Genomic DNA, 26,031 nt, shown 5'->3' with positions numbered 1-26,031 from the left:
TTTGTTTAACCCCCTAATGCAATTTTTAAAAGAGAAAAAATAATGACACCGCCCATGAAAAAACAAAATAAAATATTTAAAGTCAAAAAGAATAACCGGAAACCTTCTCGTGGAATATAATCTTCAATCACCACCTGCATAGCAAGTTTCATATGGTAAAGAACTGAAAGAGTCATCAATCCCATCAAAATAGCCACAATAGGATGTGCAAACCTTGCACGCACAATACTATAGTCCTTGCCCACAAGCGAAAGAACAAGAACAATAAAAAAGATCAAAAGTGGTAGATTGATAAACCCTGTCAAACGTTCTCGCCAAAAATGCTCTGTTCCTTCATGTGCACTCCCACGCCCCCGTACTTTTCCAAGTTCCGTTCGAAAATCTTTTTTCATGTCTCTTTTCACCCCCAGCTAAACAACGGTATATCCAATAATCCAAATTGCAAAAGTAACAATAAGAGAAATAAACACTGTCGCCCAAGCAGTAACTGTTGCCTTTTCTTTTGCTAAAAGGCAAGGCTTCAGATCCCAAACAATGTGGCGAACACCCCCAACCATGTGATGAACCCCTGCCAAAGTATAAAGAAACAAAATACACAATCCAAACCAAGAACTATAAATCTCGTGAACTGTTCTAAATGCCTCCTCGCCACACGCAATAGCAATTAACCAAACAGCAAGAAAGACCACTCCAACATAAAGGGCCATACCCGTAATGCGGTGTGCAATGGACATGGCCATGGTAATTGTCCAACGATAAATACTGATATGAGGGGAACGAGGGCGCTCTTTTATCCTAGTTGTCTCTGTCATAAAATATCCTGACCTGGTTTTTGCAACCGCAATGAACGAGAAGGTTCACATAAAATGACCAAATATACTCTCTCGTTTTTACTTGTTTGGCATCTCAAGATACCGATTACAGGTCGGTTGTCTCAAATAACGGATTAAAGGTCACGCATAAAAAAACCGATTACTCCACGGATATGATCCGCAAAACTTGCCTTAATCTAATACACTTTTATCTTAACGTCAAAAGCCTAACATCTTTTATCAAATATAAACAGACATTTTTTCAAACTATACTTATTCCGTTTGAGTATCCACGACATGTGCAATGATACCCTGCACTTTACCCATTCATGTAAGAATAAAAAAGAGACAAAATTTGGATAGGTTAAACATTTTTGTGTCTCCTCCAAGCCTTTTAAATGACAAAACGAATCACTAAAAACACAAATAAGCGGCATAAAAGCCGCTTTTGCATAAAGTTTAACCGATATAATTTTTACTCAGCAACGTGCATTTCAACATCTGCGCTTACAGGGGATGTTCCTACTTTTTCAGCTTTTTTTCGATAATCTCTCTTTTCAGCAATACGGGCAGCTTTACCTCTCAGACCACGAAGATAATAAAGTTTTGCTCGACGCACTTTACCACGACGCACCAGCTCAACCGCTTCAATCAAAGGAGAATAAACAGGAAAGACACGTTCGACCCCTTCCCCATAAGAAATCTTGCGGACTGTAAAAGTCTCATTCAATCCACCGCCCGAACGCGCAATACACACGCCTTCATAAGCCTGAACACGCGTCCGCGTACCTTCCGTCACACGCACCATGACACGAACTGTATCTCCTGGTTTAAAGGCTGGAAATTGGCGCTTTTCTTCAATTTTTGCACATTGTTCAGCTTCAAGCTGTGCGATAATATTCATTTTTTTATCCTTCACGTTCTTTATCGAACAGTCAGAGCGCTCAACTCTTACCCAAAAAGCCTCGTACTACGAAAAGATGCTCTTTAGGCTATGCCTTACACAGGAGCGAATACACCGTTCCTTCATTTTACTTTAGGAACTATAGAAAACCTTTTATTTAAAATTCTCTCAAAAAGAGAGCCATGCAATACACCACCTTATCCTATGAATCAAGTTTTCTGACGATTTTTATCATAACGCGCATAAAGATCAGGACGACGCTGACGTGTTAACAATTCGGCTTGGCTTTGACGCCAATCCGCAATTGCTTTGTGATGCCCTGAGTTTAACACAGACGGAATCGCTCGTCCTTCGAAAAGAGAAGGGCGCGTGTATTGGGGATGTTCCAGCAAACCATTTTCAAAACTTTCACACTTTGCAGAAGCTTTGTTTCCCATCACGCCAGGGAGAAGACGGATAATAGCATCTAAGATAACCAGTGCGGCAGTTTCACCGCCTGAAAGAATATAATCACCAATAGAAACTTCTTCTAATTCCCGTGCTTCTATGACTCGCTCATCAACACCTTCAAAACGTCCACAAACCAATGTTATACCCGAATTACCAGCCAAACGACGCGCATAAGCTTGATCAAAAGGGCGCCCACGAGGACTCATCAATAATCTTGGCGAATCCTGTGGACAATGATCAATCGCAGCCGCCAAGACATCCGCCCGCATTACCATACCAGCCCCCCCTCCAGCGGGTGTATCATCAACGCTATGGTGTTTATCCAAAGCAAAATCTCTAATCTGCACTGTCTCCAGTGACCAAATTCCGCGCTCTAAAGCTTGCGCTGCTAAAGAATATCCTAAAAAACCAGGAAACATTTCAGGATAAAGAGTTAAAACGCGCGCCTGAAATTTCATTTTTATTTTTTCATCCTCATTTTATTCAACAAACTCTTTTAAAATCAAAATCACACAAACCAAATCGATATAACGCTATAGCGTTATTGGGAATCTTCTTGATCTGCGTTCTATTCAACAGGAACATCTCAAGATAACAAGATAAAATGCTACAATATCTGCTCAAAAGTGCATTCTTAATCTTTGCATACTTTTCACTTTTTATTGACAAAATGCACCGGTTATTTTTTATCTTCACCTTTATTTTTTTTAAATTTCAGCCATCTCCTTATTGATCATTTTCTCCCTCACTGCTCAGGCCAGCAGCCATGGGGTTAACAATAAGGAAACCAGAATCCATACAAATTTGTGGTACCGCCACCTTACTAAAGGGAATAAGCACTCTTTTGCCTGTATTCAAACGTATTTCAAGCAAATCACCAGCCCCAAAATTATAAAAACCACACACTTCCCCTAAGATTTTCCCCCCATATTCTTGAACATGCAAGCCTATTAAATCGACTTGATAAAATTCATCCTCCTCCAAATCATCACTCAATTGATCACGCATCACATAAAGGTGAATCCCTTTTAAAGACTCGGCATCATTACGATTATCGACCCCTTTAAAACGTACAATCGCGTTATTTTTTTGTGTGCGAAGCGTTACAATTTCATAAGAACGCCCCATATCATCATAAAGAGTCCCGTAAGATTTGAAACGCTGTGGCTCAGCACTTAAAATTTTAACAAAAACTTCCCCTCTTATACCGTGAGGCATACCAATAATGGCAAGATAGACTTTATTTTTAAGCTTTTCTTTATTATACTTCATGCAAAAACATTATCTCTTAGAAATGAACCCTCAATCTTAATCATTTTTATTTCAATCTTGTTGCCATATGAGACAATCTTCCCAAAAGACCTTTCTTGGTGACAAAAACAAATTACAAAGGAGAAAGTCTTATGGCAAATATTATGCTATTTTACAAAGATATCACGCCAATCAATAAAGTTTCCCATAAAAATCTAAAATTTGCGCCACCAAGTGATATGTCTTTTGCCAAAGATACGCACTGGGTCCCTTTAGCAAGTACTGAATATTTTCAAGCCGCCCTAGACTATCCTATTTTATTTATGTGCGCTGAAGATGAACAAAAAAAACGGCACTATACATCGGCTGCTCTTGTTGGTCTTTCTAACGACGAAAATGACTATATCGCCTCTGATAAGAGTTGGAAAACCAATACTTATGTTCCGGCTTTTGTTCGTCGTTATCCTTTTGTTTTAGCACAAATTAGCAATGAAAAAGAACTTTCTGTTTGCTTTGATCAACAGTCTGGGATGTTTAATGAAGTCGCAGGAACAGAACTTTTTAATTCTGATGGCTCTATTTCTCCTTTTATGGAAGAACGTATTCGTTTTCTTGAAAGTTTTAAAATCGCGATGGAGAAAACCTCTGAATTTATTGATGCTCTTGTGGAAATGGATCTTCTCAGTCAAAAATCAATCAATGTGAAAAACGATCAAGGTCTCTCAGCACAATTAGAAAATTTTTGGGTTGTTGACGAAGAAAAATTAAATAAATTATCGGCAAGCCAACTTGCCAAGCTTCATAAAAATGGCTTTTTAGGATTAATTTTTGCACATTTGATGTCAACGCATAATCTTTTAAAAATACTCTCTCTCAAAGGTGAAAAGCAACTTATCAATCGTGAAGAACAACCTGAAAAGAAAAATGGTCACGTCAACGATGAAAAATCTACAAAGAAAGAGACCCTCAACTAGATAATGCCTATAAAAAACGACAAGAGAAAAGATGAAAATAGTTCTCTCATTCCAGCCGACCATGCGGTTTTAACCGCAAGGAAAAACTGGTTAGAGCATCTCGTAAAAACACGTCGTATGTCCGCACAAACAGCGCAAGCCTACGAACGTGATACACGGCAATTTTTATCTTTTCTCTGTCAACATTTAAGCCAAGCACCAACTTTCACAGATCTTGCTCATTTACGCGTCAGTGACTTGCGTGCTTATCTTGCTTATCGGCGTACAAACAATATCAGTGCACGCTCTTTAAGCCGTGGGGTAGCAGGCATCCGTTCTTTTTTCAAATACCTATCTCGCGAAGGAATCGTCAATATTCCCGCTGCTCAACTTATCCGAAGCCCCAAACATCCAAAATCTTTGCCAAAACCTTTAGCAATACAATCAGCTCTTCACGTCGTCAAACAAGAAAATCAGCTAGAAAACGAACCTTGGATTATTGCTCGTAATGCTGCTGTCCTTATGCTTCTCTATGGCTGTGGAATGCGAATATCAGAAGCCTTAAGCCTCACACCAGAACAATTTTCTGATCCTGAAAAAATAAGTTTATACATAACAGGAAAAGGAGGCAAAACACGCCTTGTCCCTCTCATCAAAATTGTTTACGAAGCTGTCCAAAATTATCTCAAATGCTGCCCATATCCTTTAAAAGATAACCAACCCATGTTTCGCGGTGCGCGAGGTGGTGCCCTACAGCCTGCTATCATTCAGAAAACTGTACGCAACTTACGCGCAAGTCTCGGGTTACCAGAAACGGCCACCCCCCATACACTACGCCATTCTTTTGCCACCCATCTTTTATCACGGGGAGGAGATTTGCGAATGATTCAAGAACTTCTTGGGCATGCGAGTCTTTCTACCACACAAACCTATACCCATGTTGATACAGACCATTTGTTGGAAATTTATCAAAAGGCCCATCCTCGTTCTTAAAAAAGCTTCATCACAAAAATTAAAATGCTTCAACCTCAAGTGCCAAGGCATGGACACAAGTTGCTAACTCTTCTTGTAAAACTTGATAAATCGCTCGATGGATTTCTACGCGCGTCATCTTAGAAAAAGAAGAAGATAAAATTTTCACGCGAAAATGTGTTTCTCCTTTACCATCAAAAGCATGTTCATTATGGGGATGCCCCTCATGAAGATGACTCTCGTTAATCACTTCAAGTTTCTGCGGATGAAAAGCATCCTGAAGCTTTGTCTTGATTATTGTTTCTATAGACATTTTCCATTCCTTAACAAAATGAAAGGACAAAAATACACCCGTTTCATAATCAAATAAGTGTGAAAACAAATTTTTCAAAAGTCAATTCTTGTAAAATTAATCAATTTTGCATAAAACCAAGAATATGACGATAACATCTAAATTATTCGATTCAATTCGCATAAGCTCAAATAAAAAACAAAAAGCTGAGCCAGAAGCGCAACAGTGTCAGTGGGAAGGCTGTGAAAAGACAGGGACCCATAAAGCACCAGCAGGTCGAAATCACGAAGGGCAATATCTACATTTTTGTATTGAGCACGTGCGTGCCTATAACAAAAATTTTAATTACTTCTCAGGTCTTAGCAATCAAGATATTGCAAAATTCCAAAAGGATGCTCTCACAGGGCATCGTCCAACATGGCCGACAGATCTTAGCAATGGTACATCGAAAAAAACAGCGGCCAATTATGCAAAGATTCGCTCTGGGACAGCAGCCTATCAAAATCGTATGCGCGATCCCTTCACGCTTTTTACTGAGCGGCGTTCAAGCAATAATTTCTCACGAAAATTAAAGCCCTTAGAAGCAAAAGCTTTTGATACACTGGGGCTACAAGCAAACGCTTCAGCAGAAGATATCAAAATGAAATATAAAGAGTTGGTAAAAAAGCACCATCCTGATTCCAATGGTGGTAATCGTGCTTCAGAAGAGCGCTTTCGCGATGTTTTGCATGCTTATAATTTGCTCAAAAAGTCTGGTTTGTGCTAAAAAATACACACTTATATGACCCCATTCTCATTGAGACCATCACTCTTTACATAAAACATTCTTATCTTCACAAAACATTATAGAATACGTGAAAACGATCTTCCTTCATCTCTAAGGCTCTCGTTATAGAGCATTGCATAAATGCTCTAACTCTTGTATCGTTTTCTCATGAAATAAATAGCGTCCTTTCCCTGCCAGAAACATCATGACAAATCTTAACCTTGAAAATACACCCGATATTACAGTTTGTGCTCGTGATCTATTTCATATTAAAACAGATATGAAAATCCCTGCTTTTAGCACAAAAAGCCCCCATGTTCCGGATATCGATCCCGATTATCTTTTTGACCCGCAAACAACTTTAGCGATTCTCGCAGGTTTTACTTTTAACCGTCGTGTCATGGTTTCGGGCTATCACGGAACAGGGAAATCAACGCATATTGAACAAGTTGCTGCCCGTCTCAACTGGCCTTGTCTTCGCATTAATCTCGACAGCCATGTAAGTCGTATCGATCTTGTAGGAAAAGACGCTATTGTTTTAAAAGATGGCTTACAAGTCACTGAATTTAAAGAGGGCATTTTGCCATGGGCTTATCAAAATAATATTGCTCTTGTTTTCGACGAATATGATGCAGGGCGCCCTGATGTTATGTTTGTCATCCAACGTGTTCTTGAAACCTCTGGCAAACTCAGCTTACTTGATCAAAGCCGCGTTATCTCTCCTCACCCAGCATTTCGCCTTTTTGCAACAGCCAATACCATTGGTCTTGGCGATACAACGGGGCTTTATCATGGTACCCAACAAATCAATCAAGCCCAAATGGACCGCTGGTCTATTGTAACGATACTTAATTATTTACCCCATGATAAAGAGGTTGATATTGTTTGTTCAAAGGTCAGACCTTTTCAAACGGCTGAGGGAAAAAAGACAATTTCACAAATGGTTCACGTTGCTGATATGGTCCGCCAAGCTTTTATTAATGGGGATCTTTCAACAGTCATGAGCCCACGCACCGTCATTACTTGGGCAGAAAATACCACAATTTTTCAAGATATCGGTCTTGCCTTCCGCTTAACCTTTCTCAATAAATGTGATGAACTTGAACGTGCCACTGTCGCAGAGTTTTATCAACGCGCTTTTGGACAAGAGCTTCCCGAATCACTCATGCAGGGTGTCTTGTCTTAAAGGAATATGTCAATTATGGCGATCGCCCCTGACGACAACAGCAAAAATCAAACAAACAATCCTCCCCTAAATACGCTTGATAATGGAGCATTTAAGAAAGCTCTTTCCAATTGTATGCGTGCCATTGCCGGTACATCCCACCTCGAAGTTTCCTTTAGTCATAACCGTCCATCTTTGAGCGAAAATTGTGCACGTTTACCAGAATTACCACAACATGCTACGGATAAAGATATCACAATTACCCGCGGATTAGGTGATTCCATGGCTCTGCGCAAAGCATGGCATGATAACCGCATTCACATGCAATTTTCTCCACTAGAATCAGAGGCACAGACTATCTTTGATGCCCTTGAACAAACACGTGTTGAAGCAATTGGTACTTTAGCCATGGAGGGGCTTGCAAAAAACCTTGATGCCATGCTCGCCGATAAATACAAAAGAGCCCATTATGAAAAGATTAGTAACCAAAGTGAAGCCCCTATCCAAGAAGCATTAGCCCTTTTATTGCGCGAAAAAATAACAAAGCGCGCAGCCCCAAAAGAAGCAGGCCCCGTCTTAGAATTATGGCGCCAAGAACTTGAACAAAAAGTTGCAGCAGAACTCAATGAGCTCACGCATCATATTTACAATCAACAAGCTTTTGCACAGATCGTTCGCCAAATGCTTGCTACACTCAAAATGACAATGCAACAAGCTGAAGCTTCTGACAGCCAAAACGATAAAAAATTAAAAAACGAATGTGAACCTCAAAACAAAACAGAAGAAGAAAATAACAACAAAAAGCACACTCAAAGTGAAGAACAAACCAGCACTGAACAAGAAAGTGATGGACAAAACGAAGGAAAAACACAAGCAACACAAACAAACGACAATGATCAAGCTGACGGCGAGAAAAAAAATGGCCCTTGGCAAGAAAAGTCGAGCAAACCCAAACGTCTTTTTTCCGATTCAAAACAAATGGAAAAACTTGGCAATTATAAAATCTTCACCCGTCAATTTGATGAAATTTTGGAAGCAACCGATTTTTGTTCTGAAAATGAGTTAGATCACTTACGCCGTTGTCTTGATAAGCAAATCGATCACCTTCAAAACATTGTTGGACGTTTAGCCAATCGTCTCCAACGCCGCCTTATGGCACAACAAAATCGCAACTGGAACTTTAACCTTGAAGAAGGCTATCTCGATACAGCACGGCTTCCACGCCTGATTATTGATCCCATGCAGCCCCTTTCTTTTAAAATGGAAAGTAACACCCAATTTCGGGATACGGTTGTTTCACTCCTCATTGATAATTCTGGTTCAATGCGCGGACGCCCCATTAGCGTTGCCGCAAGTTGTGCTGATATTTTGGCACAAACGCTTGAACGTTGTGATGTCAAAGTGGAAATTTTAGGGTTTACCACCAAAACTTGGAAAGGGGGAAAATCACGTGAAAAATGGCTAAAGCAACATAAACCTCATCATCCTGGACGCCTGAATGATTTGTGTCACATCATCTATAAAAGTGCTGACACTCCGTGGCGTCGCGCACGCCGCAATCTAGGTTTGATGATGCAAGAAGGATTACTCAAAGAAAATATTGACGGAGAAGCTTTAATTTGGGCGCATCAACGCCTTTTATCACGGCGTGAACAACGTCGCATTCTTATGGTCATTTCTGATGGTGCCCCTGTTGACGACTCAACACTATCGGTCAACGCCAGCAATTATCTGGAAAAACATTTACGCGCAGTGATTCAAGAAATTCAAACCCATTCCCCCATCGAGCTCATTGCCATTGGAATTGGTCATGACGTCACCCGTTATTATCAACGTGCTGTAACAATTATGAATGCCGAAGAGCTTGCAGGTGCCATAACAACACAACTAGAGGCACTTTTTAGTGATAAAACACCTCAACTTTATAAGAAATAAACCTGCCTTAAATCAGCAACAGGTACATTTTAAAAAACCAGTTCTATCATTAAACCACCGGAATTTGATGGCTAACAACCTGAGAAGATAATCCCACAAATTGAATATCAAACTTTAAGGACGCTTCTACTTTACTAGATGCATTATGTATTCTAAAAGAAATACTCCATCCATCTTCAAAAATTATAATAAGTTTGTTTTTACTTTCTGGTTTTATTGAAACTGATAAAATTTTGCTTGGAATTCTCCATTTACGACCATATCCTAGAGTACCATTCAAATTAAAAGACTGAATAATCACCCGTTTTTGTTTAGATCTTGTATCTATCATAATCTTATAAAAATCATAAGAACCTATAACATACTGAAACAATAGCTTAACAAATTTATCTTGATAATCTAAACAAAGCCTTTGAAGTTCTTTAGAGAAAGATTCTAAAATTGGTAGATAAATTCTACTTTCTTTATCACCTATGTCTCTAAAAAACATTTTCTTATCTCTAAGCTCTATTAAATAATCAAAAATAGGCCTAATTTCATTAAAGTAAATGCTGCTACAAGGATAACCTGTCCATTCTTTACCAAAATCTATTTTACTGGAAAGGCGAGGATGTTTGATAGCGCTATGATTATGTTTTGCAGAAATACCAATAGGATTTTCAGGAACTTTTAAAATAATATCACGGACATCTCCTTTGATCCCAACAGAATCTTCTTGAAGAACAATAGTTTTCGTATTTCTAATATTTTTATCATGTAACTGTAAGAAAACAGCTGCTTCAATAGAAGCAAGATTTAAAAGTCTTTTGTCAGTGTCATTAAATAAATTATAAAAAGATTCCGCTACTTGAAAGGATGAATTAAATTCTATAGGAGCCTTTGTTGCTTTTTTAAACCCCATGGCCAAAGCATATTCAAAGGCTTTTCCATTTTCTACCTGATTCATGCGATTTCCTAAAGATCTTTACTCAAAATTACAAGTTCATTTGATTTTTTATTGTTTCCCATACCGTAAGTCCATTCAGGATTAAGTATTTTATGTCCTTTATAAAGTTCTCTAACTTCTACACAATCATTATAAGATAAAACCCATCCCTGACGCTTTCTTAAAAGTTCAGCAAGAGCTTGATGATCAAAAGAATTATGTTTATCGCCTTTTTGACCGTAAAGCTTTTGATTAATAAGATATGGAGGATCGCAATAAAGAAAATCATTAAAGTGTTTAGGAATACTTTCTGTAAAATCTCTGTGTTCCACTGTAAAATTCTCAATCTTAAAATCTTTAAGCCGTTCAATAGAACGATAATTGAATCGAGGATGTCCTGGAGACATACCGCCAGAAAGTGTTGTTCCAGAAAAAGAAGAACGATTAAGAGCAAAAAAAACCGCAGCAATTTCTAATTGATTTTTAATACTCCCAAAAGTTTTTTGGAGATTATAAAACATTGCAGGAGTCATATCTTCATATTCTCTCACTTTCTCTGCAAGAGCTGAAGCATCTTTCAAAAGCATCTGCCAAAAAATAACAAGCGGCTTAAAAGCATCATAAGCATAAACCTTTGTTCCTATTTTTGCTAAGGTTAATTCAATTGAACCGCCTCCTACAAAAGGAGAACATAAAGTTTTTTGTTTTCTTATGTAGTTATTAATAATCATAGGAACAGCACGACTCTTCCCTCCAGGATAACGAAGAGGTGATTTTACAATAGGTAGCTCAATAGGCTTTTTTTGTTTTTTCAAAGAAGTTAATATAAAATTGTCAAATAAAGCCTCTCTATGATCTCTTTGATTTATCATTTTGTTCATACTATCAGCTCCAAGTATCACATTTTCTAACTCACAATATATCTGAAATAAACACTCGAAGCATTTGCCAAATTTTACAGAGAGCGCATTACAACGACTTGTAAATCACTAGCATATCTGCGCAAACATTTGCTACTAAAAATAATGATAAATACCAGTATAGCCACACTTTAAAACTGCCAAAATTTGATCCATTGGTATTTAATTTTCTATTTATATACTACTCAAGTATGTATCAAACTGCTTTTATCCTTATAAGAATTAAGCTTCTTATAGCTCAAATAACCATCTGTAAGAAAATAAAACTCCTAACAAGATATTTCTTAGCTTTTATAAGAGCTTTACTATCGTTTTTAATACTGATGAGATACTCTTATCTGACATTGGATCAGTCAAAGCCATTTCCTTACACATCATAAGCAGAAATTATGTATAAATGAATATCATTTGACAAAAGAAGCAAAATACCTCTTATAAATCTTAAAAGGCAACCATTACAGAATATAATGTATAATCGTCTTTCCTTTAGGAAAACAAAAAACAAAGGTTATTATTTGTTACAAGCAAAAGAGGAATCGTCCTTTGCATGACTTTGGTAAAGAGGAAGTTTTACAATGTTAAGAATTGTCCCATAAGGTATCAACATCAACAGACTCATAACAATTTTTACGGAAAAATCGCCAAAAGCAAGCGAGAGCCAAACTGGCATGCCGATCCCTCCCAAAACAGTATTCTCCACCAATGAACTGTCAGCATACCCTGTTATCTTATCAAGAACGGCAAAAGAACTCGAAAAAGCAAGAGAAAAAAACAACACCGTATCCAACGCCGACCCAACCAACGCTGCTGCTAAAGGCGCTTTCCACCATGTTTTCCGTCGCAAAGGCGTAAAAACAACAATATCAAGGAGTTGCCCAAATAAAAATGCCAAACTAGAGGCAAGAGCAAGCCGCGGTGTTGCCAATATCCAAGAAACAAAAAAACCGGCAAAAAAACCAGCATAAACCACACACCGCGCAGCAGATGGACCATAAAAACGATTGGTCAAATCATTGATGAGAAAAGCAAATGGATAGGTAAAAGCCCCATAAGTCAAAAGCTCATTTAAATCAAACCAATAGACGGGATATTGAACCAAAATATTAGAAGCAGTGACCGCAAGACACATTGCTAAAATAGAAAAAACAACATATCTTCTCTTTTGCTGTTCTAATAAAAGATCGCTTGAAAACATTTTTTTTAACCTGGGGTATGGAACCAATAAAATAATAGAGCGATCAAAGAGAGAAAAGCCCAAAATGCGCACTTTTAGAACAAAGATCCGCGATTAGAGCATCAATCCACCAAAGATAATGATACGAACAATCACGCTGCTTGCTCAGCTTTTTGCTCGCTTTCTTGCTCAGCTTTTTTCTTAATGATTTGGCGTTTTAACAAACGCGCACGTTGCGACAATTCTTTATCGTCTGCCTTGACCAAAAAGCTATCAAGACCACCGCGATGCTCAACAGAACGCAACGCACTCGCTGAAATACGCAAACGATAACTTTGCTGCAACACTTCTGAAATCAATGTCACATTGCAAAGATTTGGCAAAAAACGACGCCGAGTCTTATTATTCGCATGGCTGACATTATTACCATACAGAACCGTTTTCCCTGTCAATTCACATGCACGAGACATAAACTTCACCCTTAAACTCTTAAGAAACTTTCAAATCCCTATACCCAAAGAACACAATAGCACGCACAACGCAGCCTTGAACGGGCATCATTGGGAAGTCTCTCTCTAATAGGGGCTCGACAACAAAAGGTCAAGTCTTTTATCAAACCTTTTTCATCTCTTGCTGGCTCAATCTTCATCTTTTTCCAAAATCAAGGCGTGCAAATTCCACCCAAAAGCGTACAAAATACTTTTTTTAAAGGCATACCGTGTTAGAATAAAAATCTATTGTTCTGAAAGGAAGCATAAATCATGAACAAAAAAGAGCCCCCCATGACAAAGCTTCAGGGAAATTCTTGCCGTTTTTCTTCTCTTTTGTTTGGAACTTTATGTATTTGTTTTTTTCTTCTCTTCAGTGCATTAGGCATATGGCAGGTGCAACGGTTAAACTGGAAAACAAATCTTATCACCAGTGCCAATCAGCGCGTTCACTTAGCCCCCATAAATGCCCCTAAAAAAGATCAATGGGCTGATGTTACTTTTGAAAAAAGTGAATATCAACCTGTTGTTATCACAGGAAAATTTTTAAAAAATAAAAATATTTTGGTCACTGCTGCTGCTCAAAACACTACGGGTTACTGGGTTTTGACTCCTTTACAAACCGCTGACAACACACTGACTTTTATCAACCGTGGCTTTATTCCCATGGACGAACGAAATAATTTTCAACACTCAGAGCAATCCCATACAAATGCCTCATCTCAGCAAGATTCTACCATAAACACAGAACAAACAACAATTATCGGTTTATTACGCATGAGTGAAAAAAATGGTTTTTTCCCACGCAAAAATAATCCTGACAAAAATGTGTGGTATACGCGTGATCTTCCCACTATGGCAGAAAAACTTGGGTTATCCACTGTTGCCCCTTATTTTATTGATGCCAGAAAAACATCTCCACAAGCAAATCTTCCCATCGCTGGTCTTACGATTATCCATTTTCGAAATAATCATCTTGTTTACGCAATCACGTGGTTTATTTTAGCTGCTGGAGTATTAGGCGCTTTTCTTTTTCTGCTACGGCAAAAAAACTAAAAAATAACAATTAAAATATCCATCCCCAATATAGTCATTAAACAGTTTGGCCTTTTCATAATAAAAAAGATCTTAATGCTGTCATATTGAGCCTTTACACAGCACAAAATTTTTAAGAAGCAATGTGTTTGATTTATAACAATAATTCTATCTTTTATAACTTAAGATTAAGAGCTCAAATATCCGTAAGACTCTCTTTTGCTTCAAATCTTCTGACCAAAGCCAGCAAAATCATTCTCGTGCTCCCTCCACAAGCAAAGAGAACCGTATAGATAAAATTATTGAAAATAAGAAGATCAATACTTCCTTCTTCTCAAATGCCAAGTATTGTTAAAGTAAGCATTATTAAAGTATAAAGAGAATGGGTGCCTCAACCTCGCACTTTGTAATTACAGATCATGGGTCTAATGGATTTGCTATACTATTCACGAAGGATTTACACGACATTCTTCACAAGACAACCATAAAATGAAAGTTGATTCATTGAAAAATGCTTACTTTAAAATAAACGCGCGTGAATGCACACTGTAATAGCATTTTATTTTGCATAAAAAGCGTAATCTCATTAAAAAGGCAATGCCCAAAAATGTAGGGTAATACGTCATTTCCACTCTTAAAAAAACATTATCATAAATGCTTTTACAAAAACATATGGAAACGTTTTGTATTTCAAACCGGCTATGAAGATAAAAATTGAATTAAAAGAGACTGTTATCCCTATCACCACACCTCCAATGACGGTATTTTACAGTATAAGAAAAAAGGAGAGTCATCGTATATTTTAAAAAGACAGTTTATCCTTTCAGTGTATTTTGCTAAAGGCTTGTGCTACAAGCGTATAAGCTTGTTTTGCTGAAATTTTAACTCTTTCATTTTTAAGGCTTCTGTTATGGGTGTTGTTGCCAAAAATTTTCCCATACCTGATCTTCATCGGGTGCGTCGTGTTCTTTTTTCTGTGTCTGATAAAACGGGTGTGGTTGCCTTTGCAAAAGCCCTTCATACGACTTACAATGTTGAATTGATTTCAACAGGAGGAACAGCCAAAACCCTCATAGCTGCTGGTTTACCTGTAAAAGATGTTGCTAAAGTTACAGGATTTCCTGAAATAATGGATGGGCGTGTAAAAACACTTCATCCTTTGATTCATGGTGCTTTGTTAGGGGTAAGAGAAGATCCTAGCCATAGGGAAGCTATGGAAAAGAACGGCATTCATGGAATTGATCTCTTGGTGGTAAATCTTTATCCTTTTGAAGAGACAATCCAATCAGGAGCCGATGGACAAACGATTCTTGAAAATATTGATATCGGTGGACCGGCGATGATTCGCGCTGCAGCAAAAAATTATGCTTATACCGGTGTCGTAACAGCGATAAATGACTATGATTCGATTCTCGCCGAATTAAAACAGCATAATGGATGTTTAAGCTTATCCATGCGTCATCAGTTAGCAATGCGTGCGTACGCGCACACTGCTGCTTATGACACGGCAATAGCAGCATGGTTTGCACGAGATTTAAAAATTAAAACACCATCATGGCAGAGTTTTTCTGGTCATCTTGAAAGTGTTATGCGCTATGGAGAAAATCCCCATCAACAGGCAGCATTTTATCGTAATAATGAAAAACGTTTTGGCGTTGCAACAGCAAAACTTTTACAAGGCAAAGCACTCTCTTATAACAATCTGAATGATACAGATGCAGCCTTTGAGCTCGTAGCAGAATTTGATCCGCAAAAAACCGCTGCTGTTGCTCTTATTAAACATGCCAATCCTTGTGGTGTTGCAGAAGGGAAAAATTTGAAAGAAGCTTATTTGAAAGCTCTTATGTGTGATAATGTATCAGCATTTGGTGGAATTGTTGCTTTAAATCAAACTCTTGATGAGGAATGTGCGGAAGAGATCGTTAAAATTTTCACAGAAGTGATTATTGCGCCTGACGCGACAATGGCGGCACGTGAAATTATTGCTAGTAAAAAAAATCTTCGTTTGCTCATTACAGGTGGCGTTCCTGATCCTCGTTGTGGAGGACTTCTTGCAAAAACACTTGCGGGAGGCATTTTAGTGCAATCACGTGATAATGTGGTAGTTGATGATCTTAAATTGCAAGTGGTAACCAAGCGAGCACCAACTCAAGATGAAATGCGTGATCTTCAATTTGCTTTTCGTGTAGCAAAACACGTTAAATCAAATGCTATTGTATACGCGAAAAATAGTGCAACAGTTGGTATTGGGGCTGGACAAATGAGCCGCATTGATTCAGCAAAAATTGCTGCAAGTAAAGCAGCAGAAAGTGCAAGGAGAGCAGGCTTAACAGAAACTCTCACAAAAGGATCAGTGGTTGCATCCGATGCATTTTTTCCTTTTGCAGATGGTTTATTAGCAGCAGCTGAAGCCGGTGCGACTGCCGTCATTCAACCAGGAGGCTCCCTGCGTGATGAAGAAGTTATCACGGCTGCGGATGCACAAGGTTTAGCGATGGTTTTTACAGGAATACGACACTTCCGCCATTAACAGCACTTTTGCTATCAATATTAGCAACATGAATAGTGTCGGTGATTTTCTCTTCTATATAAGACAGACGTTTGAAAGAGTTTTTCATAGATCGTATGTCGATTGATAACCATTGAAGTAGGAGAAGTTATTCAATCGAAAGAATCTAGGCATAATAAAGAAGTTATCACCACAGAAAATGCGCATAATTTAGCCATTGTTTTAGGAATAAGATATCATCGTTATGAGTGCCTTTAAAAGTTGCCTTTTTACGTGGGATACGTGTTAAAGGGCGTTTGTTGTGTGTAGATGCATACCTGTTATGACATTATAGCACAACTATTTTTAGTAATATGCTCTATTCTTAAACTAAAGAGTGTAACAAAGTTTGAGTACAGGATATGAATATTCTACGTTCTTATAGTAATTGGCGCCGTTATCGCCGAACCGTTAATGCGTTGAGTCGTCTTTCAACATATGAACTCAATGACCTTGGCATTTGTCGAGGCGATATTGATTCAGTTGCGCGGCGCTATTCGCGTAAATCTTTCTAAGATTTGAAGAATATTTGAGAGCATACTTTGCTATAAAGAAACGGACATTTTGAGGCTTTGTATTATGGCTTCGTTTTTAGTATAATAATACTTTGATAATAACACAAAGCAGAAGGGATTTTCCCTGAGTACCTTGCTGTAATGTCGTTTCTTAAATTCTCAATGTTTCTATGAGGAACGGCTTTTGATTCATGAAGGATGTTCATTATTTTGCGTGTTTGATGAAAGACTCTACTGGGAGAGTGTCTTATTCTAAGTCTATCTATATTGGATCAACTATAATCCTGTCTCTTGCACGTTATCAAGCGAGTAGCGCGCGGTGTATGGAATAAAACTGTACAAAAAGGAATTAAAAAGAACCGTCTCAAACGCCAAGAGAGTGTCGCAACATTAAAAAGCAACCTTAGGTGTGTGATGATGCCAGCGTATTACTCTATAAGCAGCCATAATGTGATCAAAACAAAAAATATTGATCACGATAATACACTCAAAAATTTTTGAAAGATAAGTAACCGTTTAATTTTCCTCTTAACACCTTTAAAGAATGAAGATTCTTAAAACCAGTACCGATCTGTCAATAATGGTCCGTCAACAATCTCACTTGCGCTAAAGCCCCCCTCTTAGCATTACCTCATAAGATTCTATAAGCAAACTTTGCTTAAAAATATCTATCCCATACACTTACAAAAAATACTTTCGTGTAAAAATTTACACAGTCCTTCAATAGGATATATCCCCAATAAACGATGATATTTTAGGACATAAAAATAAAACGCGATAGACCATAAGAACAATGTTTTGATTTTTTATCAAACGGCTTTACGAATAAAACGCCAGCGAACCTTTTCCTGAAATGCAGGGCGAAAATATAAAACGATCTGCTGTGTCCGTTGTGGACCTACTAATTCCGCAAAATCCACCGAATCTTCAAGACAAATATCGGCATCAGGCGAAATAAAATACCATACTTGCTCGCCCGCTACGTGCCCATTCTTTACCGCTAAACACACACGCTCACCATCATAGTTAACGTCAACTTGTGGATGAAGATGAAACCGAACAGCAACATGATCTTGTTCACTTTGCGCTCTCCTATGTCTCTTTCCCTCTTTATTGGGCATAAAAAAGCGATCAAAGCCTTCGATCATATCCCCACTCGTCGCCAAAATAAGACCACGCTCATGAATAAGATTAAAAGGGCGCACATAACCATTATGGCTCGCAATAAAACCTGTTTTATCGGAATCCTCTATACGGTGCACTTGAACATCGGTCGGTCCATTAAACAAAAGGGAAGCGCCATTTTTCTTTTTTTTGTAAAAAACGCCTACCGAACAATCATTAAGCGTCGCTGTTGAATGGGCTGCAGTAACACGCCCTAAATGTCGATAGTCTTCCCGCCCATCAGGGTTAACACCGGTATTGATAATAAAACGGTGTCCTTGTGAAGACATTTCAAAAGACAGACATCCCGAACAAGCCTGCTGTGCTACAAAGCGTGGTGGGAATTTTCCTGTATCGGCAAGAATTGTTGTTTGATTGGCTTTTAAGCGCTGAAATCCTGAATAACGGGCATAACTAAAAGGATGGCCTCCTGTTTCATCAAGCTCCAAAAGTGTCGATAACCGTTCCGACACGAGGGGACCAACCCCATTAAAATGCGCCAATGTTTGATCCTCATGGATAAAGAATCGCAAAGCGGGCAACATGCGCTCAACAGAATCAATCAAAATACGGGGTGCTGTTTCATTGCTCCGCATAAAAAGGTAACGTAAAGATAATAAATCTGATAATAAATTAAGCAAAATGATAGGACTACGGGAAATATGCCCACCATCAACCAAGATCTGAAGCGAAAGCTCTTCTATAAGCGTGGTTTGTACCTTTTTTTTCACGGCTGCAGAAACAGGCAAAGCAAGAGATGCAAACGTCAAAGCTGTTGCTGCTTGCAAACGTTGATCATTGTGTTCCATACTGCAAATTATTACGCGCAAATAACGAAATTGCAAACCAAGTGCCCGTAAAAAGCGTTTTTCAAACCGCTCGCTTGCCCCTTCTAACAACATTTTTGAGTGACAAATCCACGAGATCAAACGCCGCGCGACAACAGGACCACTCCAAGCAAGCCCTTTTACCTTTTTGCCAGCATGGTCCAGCCAATCTTCTAAAAGAGAGCGCGCATGCGCTGCAGCTAAATCACTTTCTGCTGCTTCCATATGGCGCAACCAATGAAAATCATGCAGAGCCGCTTCCCATTCGGGCGTTGGTGAAACCAATGAAAAGGGTGAAACAGCACCAGAATGAACAATATGACCAGCAAAAGCAAAACGACCGTGATAAAATTCATGCGCCATTATCGGATCAGCCACATGCAAATCAATGGGATACGCTAAAATTTTATGAGGACGAAACCCTGAAAACCGCCAACGAAACAATGGCCCAACCCATAAACGCCGCATAACATGCTGTAGCGTATCGATACAGGCTGCTATTTTTACCTGAGGAGCTTTTACCGCAACCGCCAAATTTCATCTCCATCTATGCTGAATCAGATACAATTTCGACCATTTTTGTAAATGAAGCGTTAATTAAGCAATTTTTCGTAAGCGCGCAGCAAAAAAACCATCCATTCCTAAAAATGCGTTTTTTTCATCATCAAAATTTTTATGACAAAAATCTGCCGGCGTCGTGCGCAACATCCCCTCACAAAGCAAATGAGTGAGCTCCCCCATTTCTTCTGGATCGATAGGGTCTAAAACAATATCATTGCGTATTGATAAAATTTTCTCAATAAGATCTTCACCTTCTTCTCTTGCCAATGAACAATTGGAAAAAACAATCCGCCCTCCCACCTTTACCAAGGCAATGGCAGCGATAAGCAAATCATATTGTAACGTCGCTAACTTGACGACATCATCCCTCGATTTCGTCCATAAAATATCGGGATGACGACGGATCGTTCCTGTAGAGGAACAAGGAGCATCAAGAAGAACCGCATCAAAAAGCTGTGTGGGATGGAAATTTCTCACATCTCCCTGCCAAATGTGAACGGAAAAATGGAGCCGTTCCATATTTTCTTTTAAACGCTTGACGCGGTTAGCAGAAAGCTCAATGGCTGTCACCTCTGCCCCCTGCAAAGCCAATTGTGCTGTTTTCCCCCCAGGGCTCGCACAAAGGTCAGCAATACTTTTCCCCCGAAGCTCTCCTAATAAACAAGCAGGCAACGCTGCGGCAAAATCTTGAACCCACCACGCCCCCTCACGATAGCCTGGTAAATCAGAAACAGAACATGCCAAACGATTCAATCGAACAGAACCATTGGGCAATACCACACCGCCAAGCCTCTCTGCCCATCCAACACAATCAGACTTTACTGTCAAATCAAGCGGAGGCTCCACACTTTGAATTTCTATAATTTGACGCGCCCTTTCTCTTCCATAAGCTGATACTAAAAGCTCTCCAAACCACGCTGGAACATCTTTAATGGTAGGAATCAGTTGGCGTAAAGACGCCGCCTCACGCGCAACATTGCGCAAAAGAGCATTTACCACTCCTGAAAAACGGCGCATACGAGGATCAAATTTTGCCACACGCACAGCTAAATCAATAGCCGCATGATCAGGAATATCAAGATAAAGAATTTGCGCCACACTGATATGCAAAAGATGCTGAAGTGAAAATGCTTGTGAAGGCAAAGGACGCGCTAAAAAGCGTGAGAGAGCCGCCGCAATTGACCCTCGATAACGCAATGACGTTGTCAAAATAGCCCGACACAATAAACGATCTCGTTGTGAAAGTTTTAAATATTGTGGGTGTCCGTGTTCATTATCTGTCAAACCAGAAAGAGGCGTATCCTTATCAACGACCGCCCCTAAAAGACGCACACACACCTGCCGAACAGCCAATCCTGGAACATCTTTTTCAGACACATGCACATGCCCCGCTTTTTTGTGCTTCAAAATAACACCTTTATACTACTGCTTCCTCAAGTATACTACTGCTTCCTCAAGAGGTCTCCCAGAAATCTCCTCAAAAATTTTATGAACGAGAATTTTTTGAATTTTCATAACGAAGCCAAGAAGGACGTTTTGTGACTCGCTGAAAAGTGCTATCTTCTTTCTTACCTGATGCATGAGTCTGACTGCTAAAATCTTCATAATTTCTCTCGTTGCTTTTTTTATCTATAGCGTCTTCTCTATTCCACCCACCACTTTCAGCAAGAATCCCTTTCATCTCTTCTGCTTGCCGATAAAGAGCAGCAATACGATTTGCCGTTGCTGGATGTGTTGAAAAAAGACTATCCGCTCCCTCACCGCTCAAAGGATTGATAATAAATAGATGCGCGGTTGCTGGATTATGCTCTGCTTCTTCATTGTAAACCCCATGCCCCCCATCAGCAATTTTACGCAATGCTGAAGCCAACCATAAAGGATTACCACATATTTCAGCTCCCCTTCGATCCGCAGCATATTCACGCGTACGGCTAATGGCCATTTGTACGAGCATTGCAGCAAAAGGTGCCACGAGCAGTGCAATAAATCCTCCAATTGCCCCCGCACCATGAGAATCTTCCGAAGAGCTACGCTGTCCTCCCATAAAAAAAGCAAAATTACCAAGCATTGAAATTGCCCCTGCAATCGTTGCTGTTAGAGTCATGGTTAAGGTATCACGATGCTCAATATGAGCAAGCTCATGCGCCATAACGCCAGCAATTTCTTCTGCACTTAACCGCTCTAACAAGCCGCGGCTGGCAGCCACAGCGGCATTTTGAGGATTACGTCCTGTTGCAAAAGCATTCGGCTGCGCGCTATCGAGCACATAAACTTTTGGTTGAGGAAGAGAAGCTTTTTTCGCTAAATCGCTTACGATTTTATAATAAACGGGTGCGGAATGATGATCAACCTCACGCGCCCCGTACATACGTAAAACGATTTTATCTGAATTCCAATAAGAAAAAAAATTTAAACCACTCGCCATTAAAAGAGCAATGATCATGCCACTGCCCCCTCCAACAAGATAACCAACCCCCATAAAGAGAGCCGTTAAAAAAGCCAAAAGCATGGCTGTACGCATTATGTTCATTACTCAAAAACTCCATGATAAAAGTCTACCAATACTATATGATGGTGTTTTCTTTCTGCTTCTTCAATGGAATAGGTGTAAAATGAATAAAAAAGATGAAAAAACAAGCCAAAAAAATTCAACTGCCGTTCAACAGCAATCTCTTCCTCCCGCAGCGCAACGCGCCCTTAAAGAAGCTGAAGAAAGGCGAAAAGACAAAACAACAAAAGAACAACCGTTGGAAAACGGTGGACGCGGCGGCAAAGACCCTTCCCGCTATGGAGACTGGGAAATTAAAGGCCGCGCCATCGACTTTTAAAGCCATAGATTTTCAAAATTGAACTTAAAAAAACCAACACCGTTTTAAATAAACACCCTTTTAAAGAAGATCCGTTTTTGATTAGCAAAAACGGATAATATTTATTCTTCTAGAATTTTTTTAAAGCGTTGATTAAGCAATCATGCTTCTTATTCTGAAGCAGATTCTGCTTCAGCCGCAGCGGCTGCTTCCTCTGCTGCTTGCTTTGCTGCTGCTATACGTTCTTGTGCTTTTTTACCCGGTTCACCTTTATGTGGATTATTGCGGGTTGGACGTTTTTTTAAGCCAGCCGCATCTAAAAACCGTAAAACGCGATCTGTTGGTTGAGCTCCTTGCCCAAGCCAATATTGGATACGCTCTTCATTAAGTTTCACCCTCGATCCATCTTTAGGCAACATTGGATCCCATGCACCAACACGTTCAAGAAATCGCCCATCGCGCGGACTACGAACATCCGCAACAACGATATGATAATAAGGACGTTTCTTTGAACCTCCACGGGACAAACGAATTTTCAATGCCATATTTTTCTCCTATTGTCAGCTCTGGCTTTCGTTTAAATTGACTTTTTTTATTTTTTGCTCTTCAGCAATAATTTCATGGTGACGCACAACTTCTTTAATAATAAATTTTAAAAATCTTTCAGCAAAATCAGGATCAAGATGACTTTCCATAGCCAATTGTCGCAAACGCGCGATCTGATGTTGCTCACGCAGAGGATCTACTTTAGGCAAATCATAACGGGCTTTTAAGCGCCCAACAGCCTTCGTACAACGAAAACGCTCTGCTAAAATATGAATCAACGTTGCATCAAAGTTGTCAATAGATGCTCGTAAATGTGCTAATTCGTTTAATACTGTTTCCTGCATCATATTCCTTTCCCTCTTTACATCTTATTTTTTCTTAAGATGCTGAGGAAGTTTTCCCCTATCGGCAATGCCATTGGAAAGACCAGGAAATGTAGAATCACGTCCGGGAAGTCCGGGCAAGACCCTTCCTCCATGCCCATTTTCAATCTGCTTTTGAAGCGTTGAGAGTTGCTTCAGATCCAATCCCGATAAATCAGGCACAGCTGAAGAATCTGCGCCTCCCATCCCACCAAAACCCATTTTGGACCCAAGTCCTCCTAACATTTTTCCCATAAAGCCACTTTTTCCTTTACCACCCATAGCTTTCATCATATCAGCCATTTGGCGATACATCTTCAAAAGTTTATTAATATCAGCCGCTGTTGTTCCAGACCCCTTAGCAATTCGTTGTTTTCGACTATGTTTTAAAAGCTCAGGATTCGCACGCTCTTGCGGTGTCATGGATGAAATAATAGCCAATTGACGATTAAACAAACGATCATCAAGACCCGCCGCCGCAATCTGTTCTTTGACCTTCCCCAATCCTGGCAACATACCCATAATACCGCCCATTCCACCCAGTTTTTTCATTTTCTGCAACTGTTCTGCAAGATCATTTAGATCAAATTTTCCGGCTTGCATTTTTTTTGCAAAAGCGGCAGCTTTTTCATGATCCATTGTTTCCGCAGCTTTTTCAACCAAAGAAACAATATCTCCCATTCCGAGAATACGATCAGCAATACGACTGGGATGAAACTCTTCCAAAGCCTCTATTTTTTCACCGGTTCCAATTGCTTTAATTGGCTTGCCCGTCACAGCACGCATAGAAAGAGCAGCCCCCCCACGCCCATCACTATCCATCCGTGTTAAAACAATCCCTGTAATCCCTACACGCTCATCAAAAGAACGCGCAAGATGAACAGCATCTTGTCCCGTCAAACTATCCGCCACCAACATAATCTCATGAGGAAAAGAACATGCTTTAATTTCAGCCAATTCCAGCATCAAAGCTTCATCAATATGATTACGTCCTGCCGTATCAAGAAGAAGCACATCATAACCGCCCAATTTAGCAGCTTGCACAGCACGTGATGCAATATCAACAGGCAATTGTCCGGCAATAATAGGCAAACTTGCAAGTTTTGCTTGTTCTCCCAACTGACGCAATTGCTCTTGCGCAGCGGGACGACGTGTATCTAACGACGCCATAAGAACTTTTTTATTGTGCTTATCAGTGAAACGTTTTGCAAGCTTCGCTGTTGTGGTGGTTTTTCCCGAACCTTGCAAACCAATCATCATGATAACAACTGGCGCTGGTGCATTCAAATCACTCAGAACGCTTTCATTTCCAAGAATATGAACCAATTCATCATGAACAATTTTAACCACCATTTGGCCTGGTTTAATTGATTTAACAATTTCAGCCCCAACCGCTTTTTCCCGAACCCTATCAGTAAAAGAACGAACAACATCAAGAGCAACATCAGCTTCCAATAAAGCGCGACGAATTTCACGCAGCGCCTCTGCAACATCCTGATCTGACAAAGCGCCACGCCCGGTCAAATGAGACAGGATAGAACCAAGTCGCTCTTGCAAGGATTCAAACATTATTTACCTCATCATCGCCTAACAAAGTTGCAGAACAAACAAACCAAAAGAGCACCCGAGAACGCATCGCGCCGTCGAATGTTGACCTCTGAGATCTCTTCATACCCTTGCATTGGGGTCTCAGTCGGTGGCTCCTAGTTAATTTTGTCACTGAAAGCTTGCTCCTTCAAACAATAAAACCCCAGCTTTGTCAAGTTTTATCATAAAATGTCTTTTTATACGAAGAAATAAAAACGGCAAATACTACACTTCAAAACTTTCAACTTCAACACACATAAAACACCCTGTTTCCTGTTCTATATTCCATAATTTCCCGCTAGAGATATCAAACCAAACCCCATGCAATGTTAAAATACCTTGATCTTTGCGAAACTTTATCCACGGAAACGTCTCTAAGTTTCTCAACGAATGGCGAATAGAAAGCTGCTCTAAAGCTGTTTGTTTTTCCGGCCAAGACAGTGACTTATTATTCAAAACGATTTCTGCGGCTGGCGCTAAAAGACTAATCCATTGGCCAATAAAATCATTTGACGATAAAGATTTACACGTCTCCTTAAGAGCTGTAAGAACGCCTCCACAATGGGCATGACCAAAAACAACAATATGTTTCACCTCAAGCAATTGCACGGCATATTCAAGAGCCGCTGATGTTGCATGATATTGATTATCAGGAGAAAAAGGAGGAACCACGTTTGCCACGTTGCGCAGGGTGAAAATTTCCCCTGGTTTAGCATCAAAAATCATTTCTGGGATAGCACGCGAATCACAACAAGCAATAACCAAAACTTCAGGTTTTTGCCCCTCAATTGCCAATTGCTGATAATGTGCAGTTTTATATGAAAAATGATTATTTATAAAGTTTTGATAACCACTTAAAAGTCTTTCTGGTAAACGAGTCATTCTCTCTTTACTTCTAATTCTCTCTTTACTTTCATTTCGTATATTTAGAAAAACAAACTATTACCATACAAAAATACTAAAAAGGCCTTTTCGTTGATGCAAAACATTTCTTTAAAGTGCAAATTATTACTAAAAACGAGCAAAAAAGAAGTCATTCTTTTCAAATAAAGAGCTATTTTCTTTAAGAAGA

The 26,031-nt window shown here is 39.4% G+C and carries 26 protein-coding genes; 9 read left to right on the top strand and 17 right to left on the bottom strand.

Features of this window, described 5'->3' with window-relative positions:
- Positions 1-5: 5 nt before the first annotated feature.
- The 5 genes from sdhD to rimM form a co-directional block, all read right to left on the bottom strand.
- Positions 6-392 carry a succinate dehydrogenase, hydrophobic membrane anchor protein gene (sdhD, locus tag PVV70_RS01165; RefSeq protein ID WP_273757588.1) on the bottom strand — a complete coding sequence of 129 codons (387 nt, stop codon included), beginning with the start codon at positions 390-392 and terminating at the stop codon, positions 6-8.
- 18 nt (positions 393-410) lie between these two features.
- Positions 411-812, bottom strand: coding sequence for a succinate dehydrogenase, cytochrome b556 subunit (gene sdhC / locus PVV70_RS01160; RefSeq protein WP_273757587.1), 402 nt, complete (start codon positions 810-812; stop codon positions 411-413).
- A 475-nt stretch (positions 813-1,287) separates the two neighbouring features.
- On the bottom strand, positions 1,288-1,716 hold the full coding sequence (rplS, locus tag PVV70_RS01155) for a 50S ribosomal protein L19 (protein WP_273757585.1): 429 nt from the start codon (positions 1,714-1,716) through the stop codon (positions 1,288-1,290).
- 209 nt (positions 1,717-1,925) lie between these two features.
- Complete coding sequence (gene trmD / locus PVV70_RS01150; RefSeq protein WP_273757584.1) at positions 1,926-2,624, bottom strand: tRNA (guanosine(37)-N1)-methyltransferase TrmD; 699 nt, start codon at positions 2,622-2,624, stop codon at positions 1,926-1,928.
- Between the two features lie 268 nt (positions 2,625-2,892).
- A complete protein-coding gene (gene rimM, locus PVV70_RS01145) occupies positions 2,893-3,438 on the bottom strand; it encodes a ribosome maturation factor RimM (protein WP_273757583.1) in 546 nt (181 codons plus the stop codon).
- A 131-nt stretch (positions 3,439-3,569) separates the two neighbouring features.
- Between rimM and PVV70_RS01140 the strand changes: the two genes are divergently transcribed.
- On the top strand, positions 3,570-4,391 hold the full coding sequence (locus PVV70_RS01140) for a SapC family protein (RefSeq protein ID WP_273757582.1): 822 nt from the start codon (positions 3,570-3,572) through the stop codon (positions 4,389-4,391).
- Positions 4,392-4,394: 3 nt separating this feature from the next.
- Positions 4,395-5,363 carry a tyrosine recombinase XerC gene (locus PVV70_RS01135; protein ID WP_273757581.1) on the top strand — a complete coding sequence of 323 codons (969 nt, stop codon included), beginning with the start codon at positions 4,395-4,397 and terminating at the stop codon, positions 5,361-5,363.
- A 19-nt stretch (positions 5,364-5,382) separates the two neighbouring features.
- Here the strand turns inward: PVV70_RS01135 and PVV70_RS01130 are convergent, their stop codons facing one another.
- Positions 5,383-5,655: a BolA family transcriptional regulator gene (locus PVV70_RS01130; protein ID WP_273757580.1), complete on the bottom strand. Its 273-nt coding sequence runs from the start codon at positions 5,653-5,655 to the stop codon at positions 5,383-5,385.
- A gap of 124 nt (positions 5,656-5,779) precedes the next feature.
- On the opposite strand from PVV70_RS01130, the gene PVV70_RS01125 reads away from it, so the two are divergent.
- From PVV70_RS01125 to cobT, 3 genes are all read left to right on the top strand, one after another.
- A complete protein-coding gene (locus PVV70_RS01125) occupies positions 5,780-6,400 on the top strand; it encodes a J domain-containing protein (RefSeq protein ID WP_012232550.1) in 621 nt (206 codons plus the stop codon).
- Positions 6,401-6,605: 205 nt separating this feature from the next.
- The gene (cobS, locus tag PVV70_RS01120) at positions 6,606-7,586 is read left to right on the top strand and encodes a cobaltochelatase subunit CobS (protein WP_273757579.1); all 981 of its coding nucleotides are present in this window, start codon (positions 6,606-6,608) and stop codon (positions 7,584-7,586) included.
- A gap of 15 nt (positions 7,587-7,601) precedes the next feature.
- Complete coding sequence (gene cobT, locus PVV70_RS01115; protein ID WP_273757577.1) at positions 7,602-9,500, top strand: cobaltochelatase subunit CobT; 1,899 nt, start codon at positions 7,602-7,604, stop codon at positions 9,498-9,500.
- A gap of 49 nt (positions 9,501-9,549) precedes the next feature.
- Here the strand turns inward: cobT and PVV70_RS01110 are convergent, their stop codons facing one another.
- The 4 genes from PVV70_RS01110 to rpmB form a co-directional block, all read right to left on the bottom strand.
- Positions 9,550-10,446 (bottom strand): HaeIII family restriction endonuclease, encoded by an 897-nt coding sequence (locus PVV70_RS01110; protein ID WP_273757576.1) that lies wholly within the window; start codon positions 10,444-10,446, stop codon positions 9,550-9,552.
- 8 nt (positions 10,447-10,454) lie between these two features.
- The gene (locus PVV70_RS01105) at positions 10,455-11,306 is read right to left on the bottom strand and encodes a DNA adenine methylase (protein WP_273757575.1); all 852 of its coding nucleotides are present in this window, start codon (positions 11,304-11,306) and stop codon (positions 10,455-10,457) included.
- Positions 11,307-11,856: 550 nt separating this feature from the next.
- Entirely contained in the window at positions 11,857-12,540 is a 684-nt protein-coding gene (locus PVV70_RS01100; RefSeq protein ID WP_273757574.1) for a VUT family protein, read from the bottom strand.
- A gap of 131 nt (positions 12,541-12,671) precedes the next feature.
- Positions 12,672-12,989 (bottom strand): 50S ribosomal protein L28, encoded by a 318-nt coding sequence (gene rpmB / locus PVV70_RS01095; protein ID WP_273757573.1) that lies wholly within the window; start codon positions 12,987-12,989, stop codon positions 12,672-12,674.
- A 291-nt stretch (positions 12,990-13,280) separates the two neighbouring features.
- Here rpmB and PVV70_RS01090 point away from each other — a divergent pair, with 291 nt between their 5' ends.
- The 3 genes from PVV70_RS01090 to PVV70_RS01080 all read left to right on the top strand — a co-directional run bounded on the left by PVV70_RS01090 (position 13,281) and on the right by PVV70_RS01080 (position 17,105).
- Complete coding sequence (locus tag PVV70_RS01090) at positions 13,281-14,063, top strand: SURF1 family protein (RefSeq protein ID WP_273757572.1); 783 nt, start codon at positions 13,281-13,283, stop codon at positions 14,061-14,063.
- Positions 14,064-14,952: 889 nt separating this feature from the next.
- On the top strand, positions 14,953-16,572 hold the full coding sequence (gene purH / locus PVV70_RS01085; RefSeq protein ID WP_273757571.1) for a bifunctional phosphoribosylaminoimidazolecarboxamide formyltransferase/IMP cyclohydrolase: 1,620 nt from the start codon (positions 14,953-14,955) through the stop codon (positions 16,570-16,572).
- A gap of 380 nt (positions 16,573-16,952) precedes the next feature.
- Positions 16,953-17,105 (top strand): DUF1127 domain-containing protein, encoded by a 153-nt coding sequence (locus tag PVV70_RS01080; protein WP_120100035.1) that lies wholly within the window; start codon positions 16,953-16,955, stop codon positions 17,103-17,105.
- Positions 17,106-17,914: 809 nt separating this feature from the next.
- Here PVV70_RS01080 and PVV70_RS01075 read toward each other — a convergent pair.
- The 3 genes from PVV70_RS01075 to htpX all read right to left on the bottom strand — a co-directional run bounded on the left by PVV70_RS01075 (position 17,915) and on the right by htpX (position 22,187).
- Entirely contained in the window at positions 17,915-19,630 is a 1,716-nt protein-coding gene (locus PVV70_RS01075) for a heparinase II/III family protein (RefSeq protein ID WP_273757570.1), read from the bottom strand.
- A 63-nt stretch (positions 19,631-19,693) separates the two neighbouring features.
- Positions 19,694-21,064 carry an RsmB/NOP family class I SAM-dependent RNA methyltransferase gene (locus PVV70_RS01070; protein WP_273757569.1) on the bottom strand — a complete coding sequence of 457 codons (1,371 nt, stop codon included), beginning with the start codon at positions 21,062-21,064 and terminating at the stop codon, positions 19,694-19,696.
- 79 nt (positions 21,065-21,143) lie between these two features.
- Positions 21,144-22,187, bottom strand: a complete 1,044-nt coding sequence (gene htpX / locus PVV70_RS01065; protein WP_273757568.1) for a zinc metalloprotease HtpX — start codon at positions 22,185-22,187, stop codon at positions 21,144-21,146.
- An 82-nt stretch (positions 22,188-22,269) separates the two neighbouring features.
- Between htpX and PVV70_RS01060 the strand changes: the two genes are divergently transcribed.
- The gene (locus PVV70_RS01060; protein ID WP_273757607.1) at positions 22,270-22,485 is read left to right on the top strand and encodes a DUF1674 domain-containing protein; all 216 of its coding nucleotides are present in this window, start codon (positions 22,270-22,272) and stop codon (positions 22,483-22,485) included.
- 149 nt (positions 22,486-22,634) lie between these two features.
- Here PVV70_RS01060 and rpsP read toward each other — a convergent pair whose 3' ends face one another.
- The 4 genes from rpsP to PVV70_RS01040 form a co-directional block, all read right to left on the bottom strand.
- Positions 22,635-23,009, bottom strand: a complete 375-nt coding sequence (gene rpsP, locus PVV70_RS01055) for a 30S ribosomal protein S16 (RefSeq protein WP_273757567.1) — start codon at positions 23,007-23,009, stop codon at positions 22,635-22,637.
- A 15-nt stretch (positions 23,010-23,024) separates the two neighbouring features.
- Complete coding sequence (locus PVV70_RS01050; protein WP_273757606.1) at positions 23,025-23,354, bottom strand: chorismate mutase; 330 nt, start codon at positions 23,352-23,354, stop codon at positions 23,025-23,027.
- A 24-nt stretch (positions 23,355-23,378) separates the two neighbouring features.
- Positions 23,379-24,941 carry a signal recognition particle protein gene (gene ffh, locus PVV70_RS01045; RefSeq protein WP_273757566.1) on the bottom strand — a complete coding sequence of 521 codons (1,563 nt, stop codon included), beginning with the start codon at positions 24,939-24,941 and terminating at the stop codon, positions 23,379-23,381.
- 243 nt (positions 24,942-25,184) lie between these two features.
- On the bottom strand, positions 25,185-25,841 hold the full coding sequence (locus tag PVV70_RS01040) for a carbonic anhydrase (RefSeq protein WP_273757565.1): 657 nt from the start codon (positions 25,839-25,841) through the stop codon (positions 25,185-25,187).
- Positions 25,842-26,031 lie beyond the last annotated feature (190 nt).

It is taken from the genome of Bartonella sp. AU55XJBT (genome assembly GCF_028618525.1).
The sequence above is the reverse complement of the archived record's forward strand: the minus strand, read 5'-3'. Positions and strand labels throughout refer to the sequence as shown.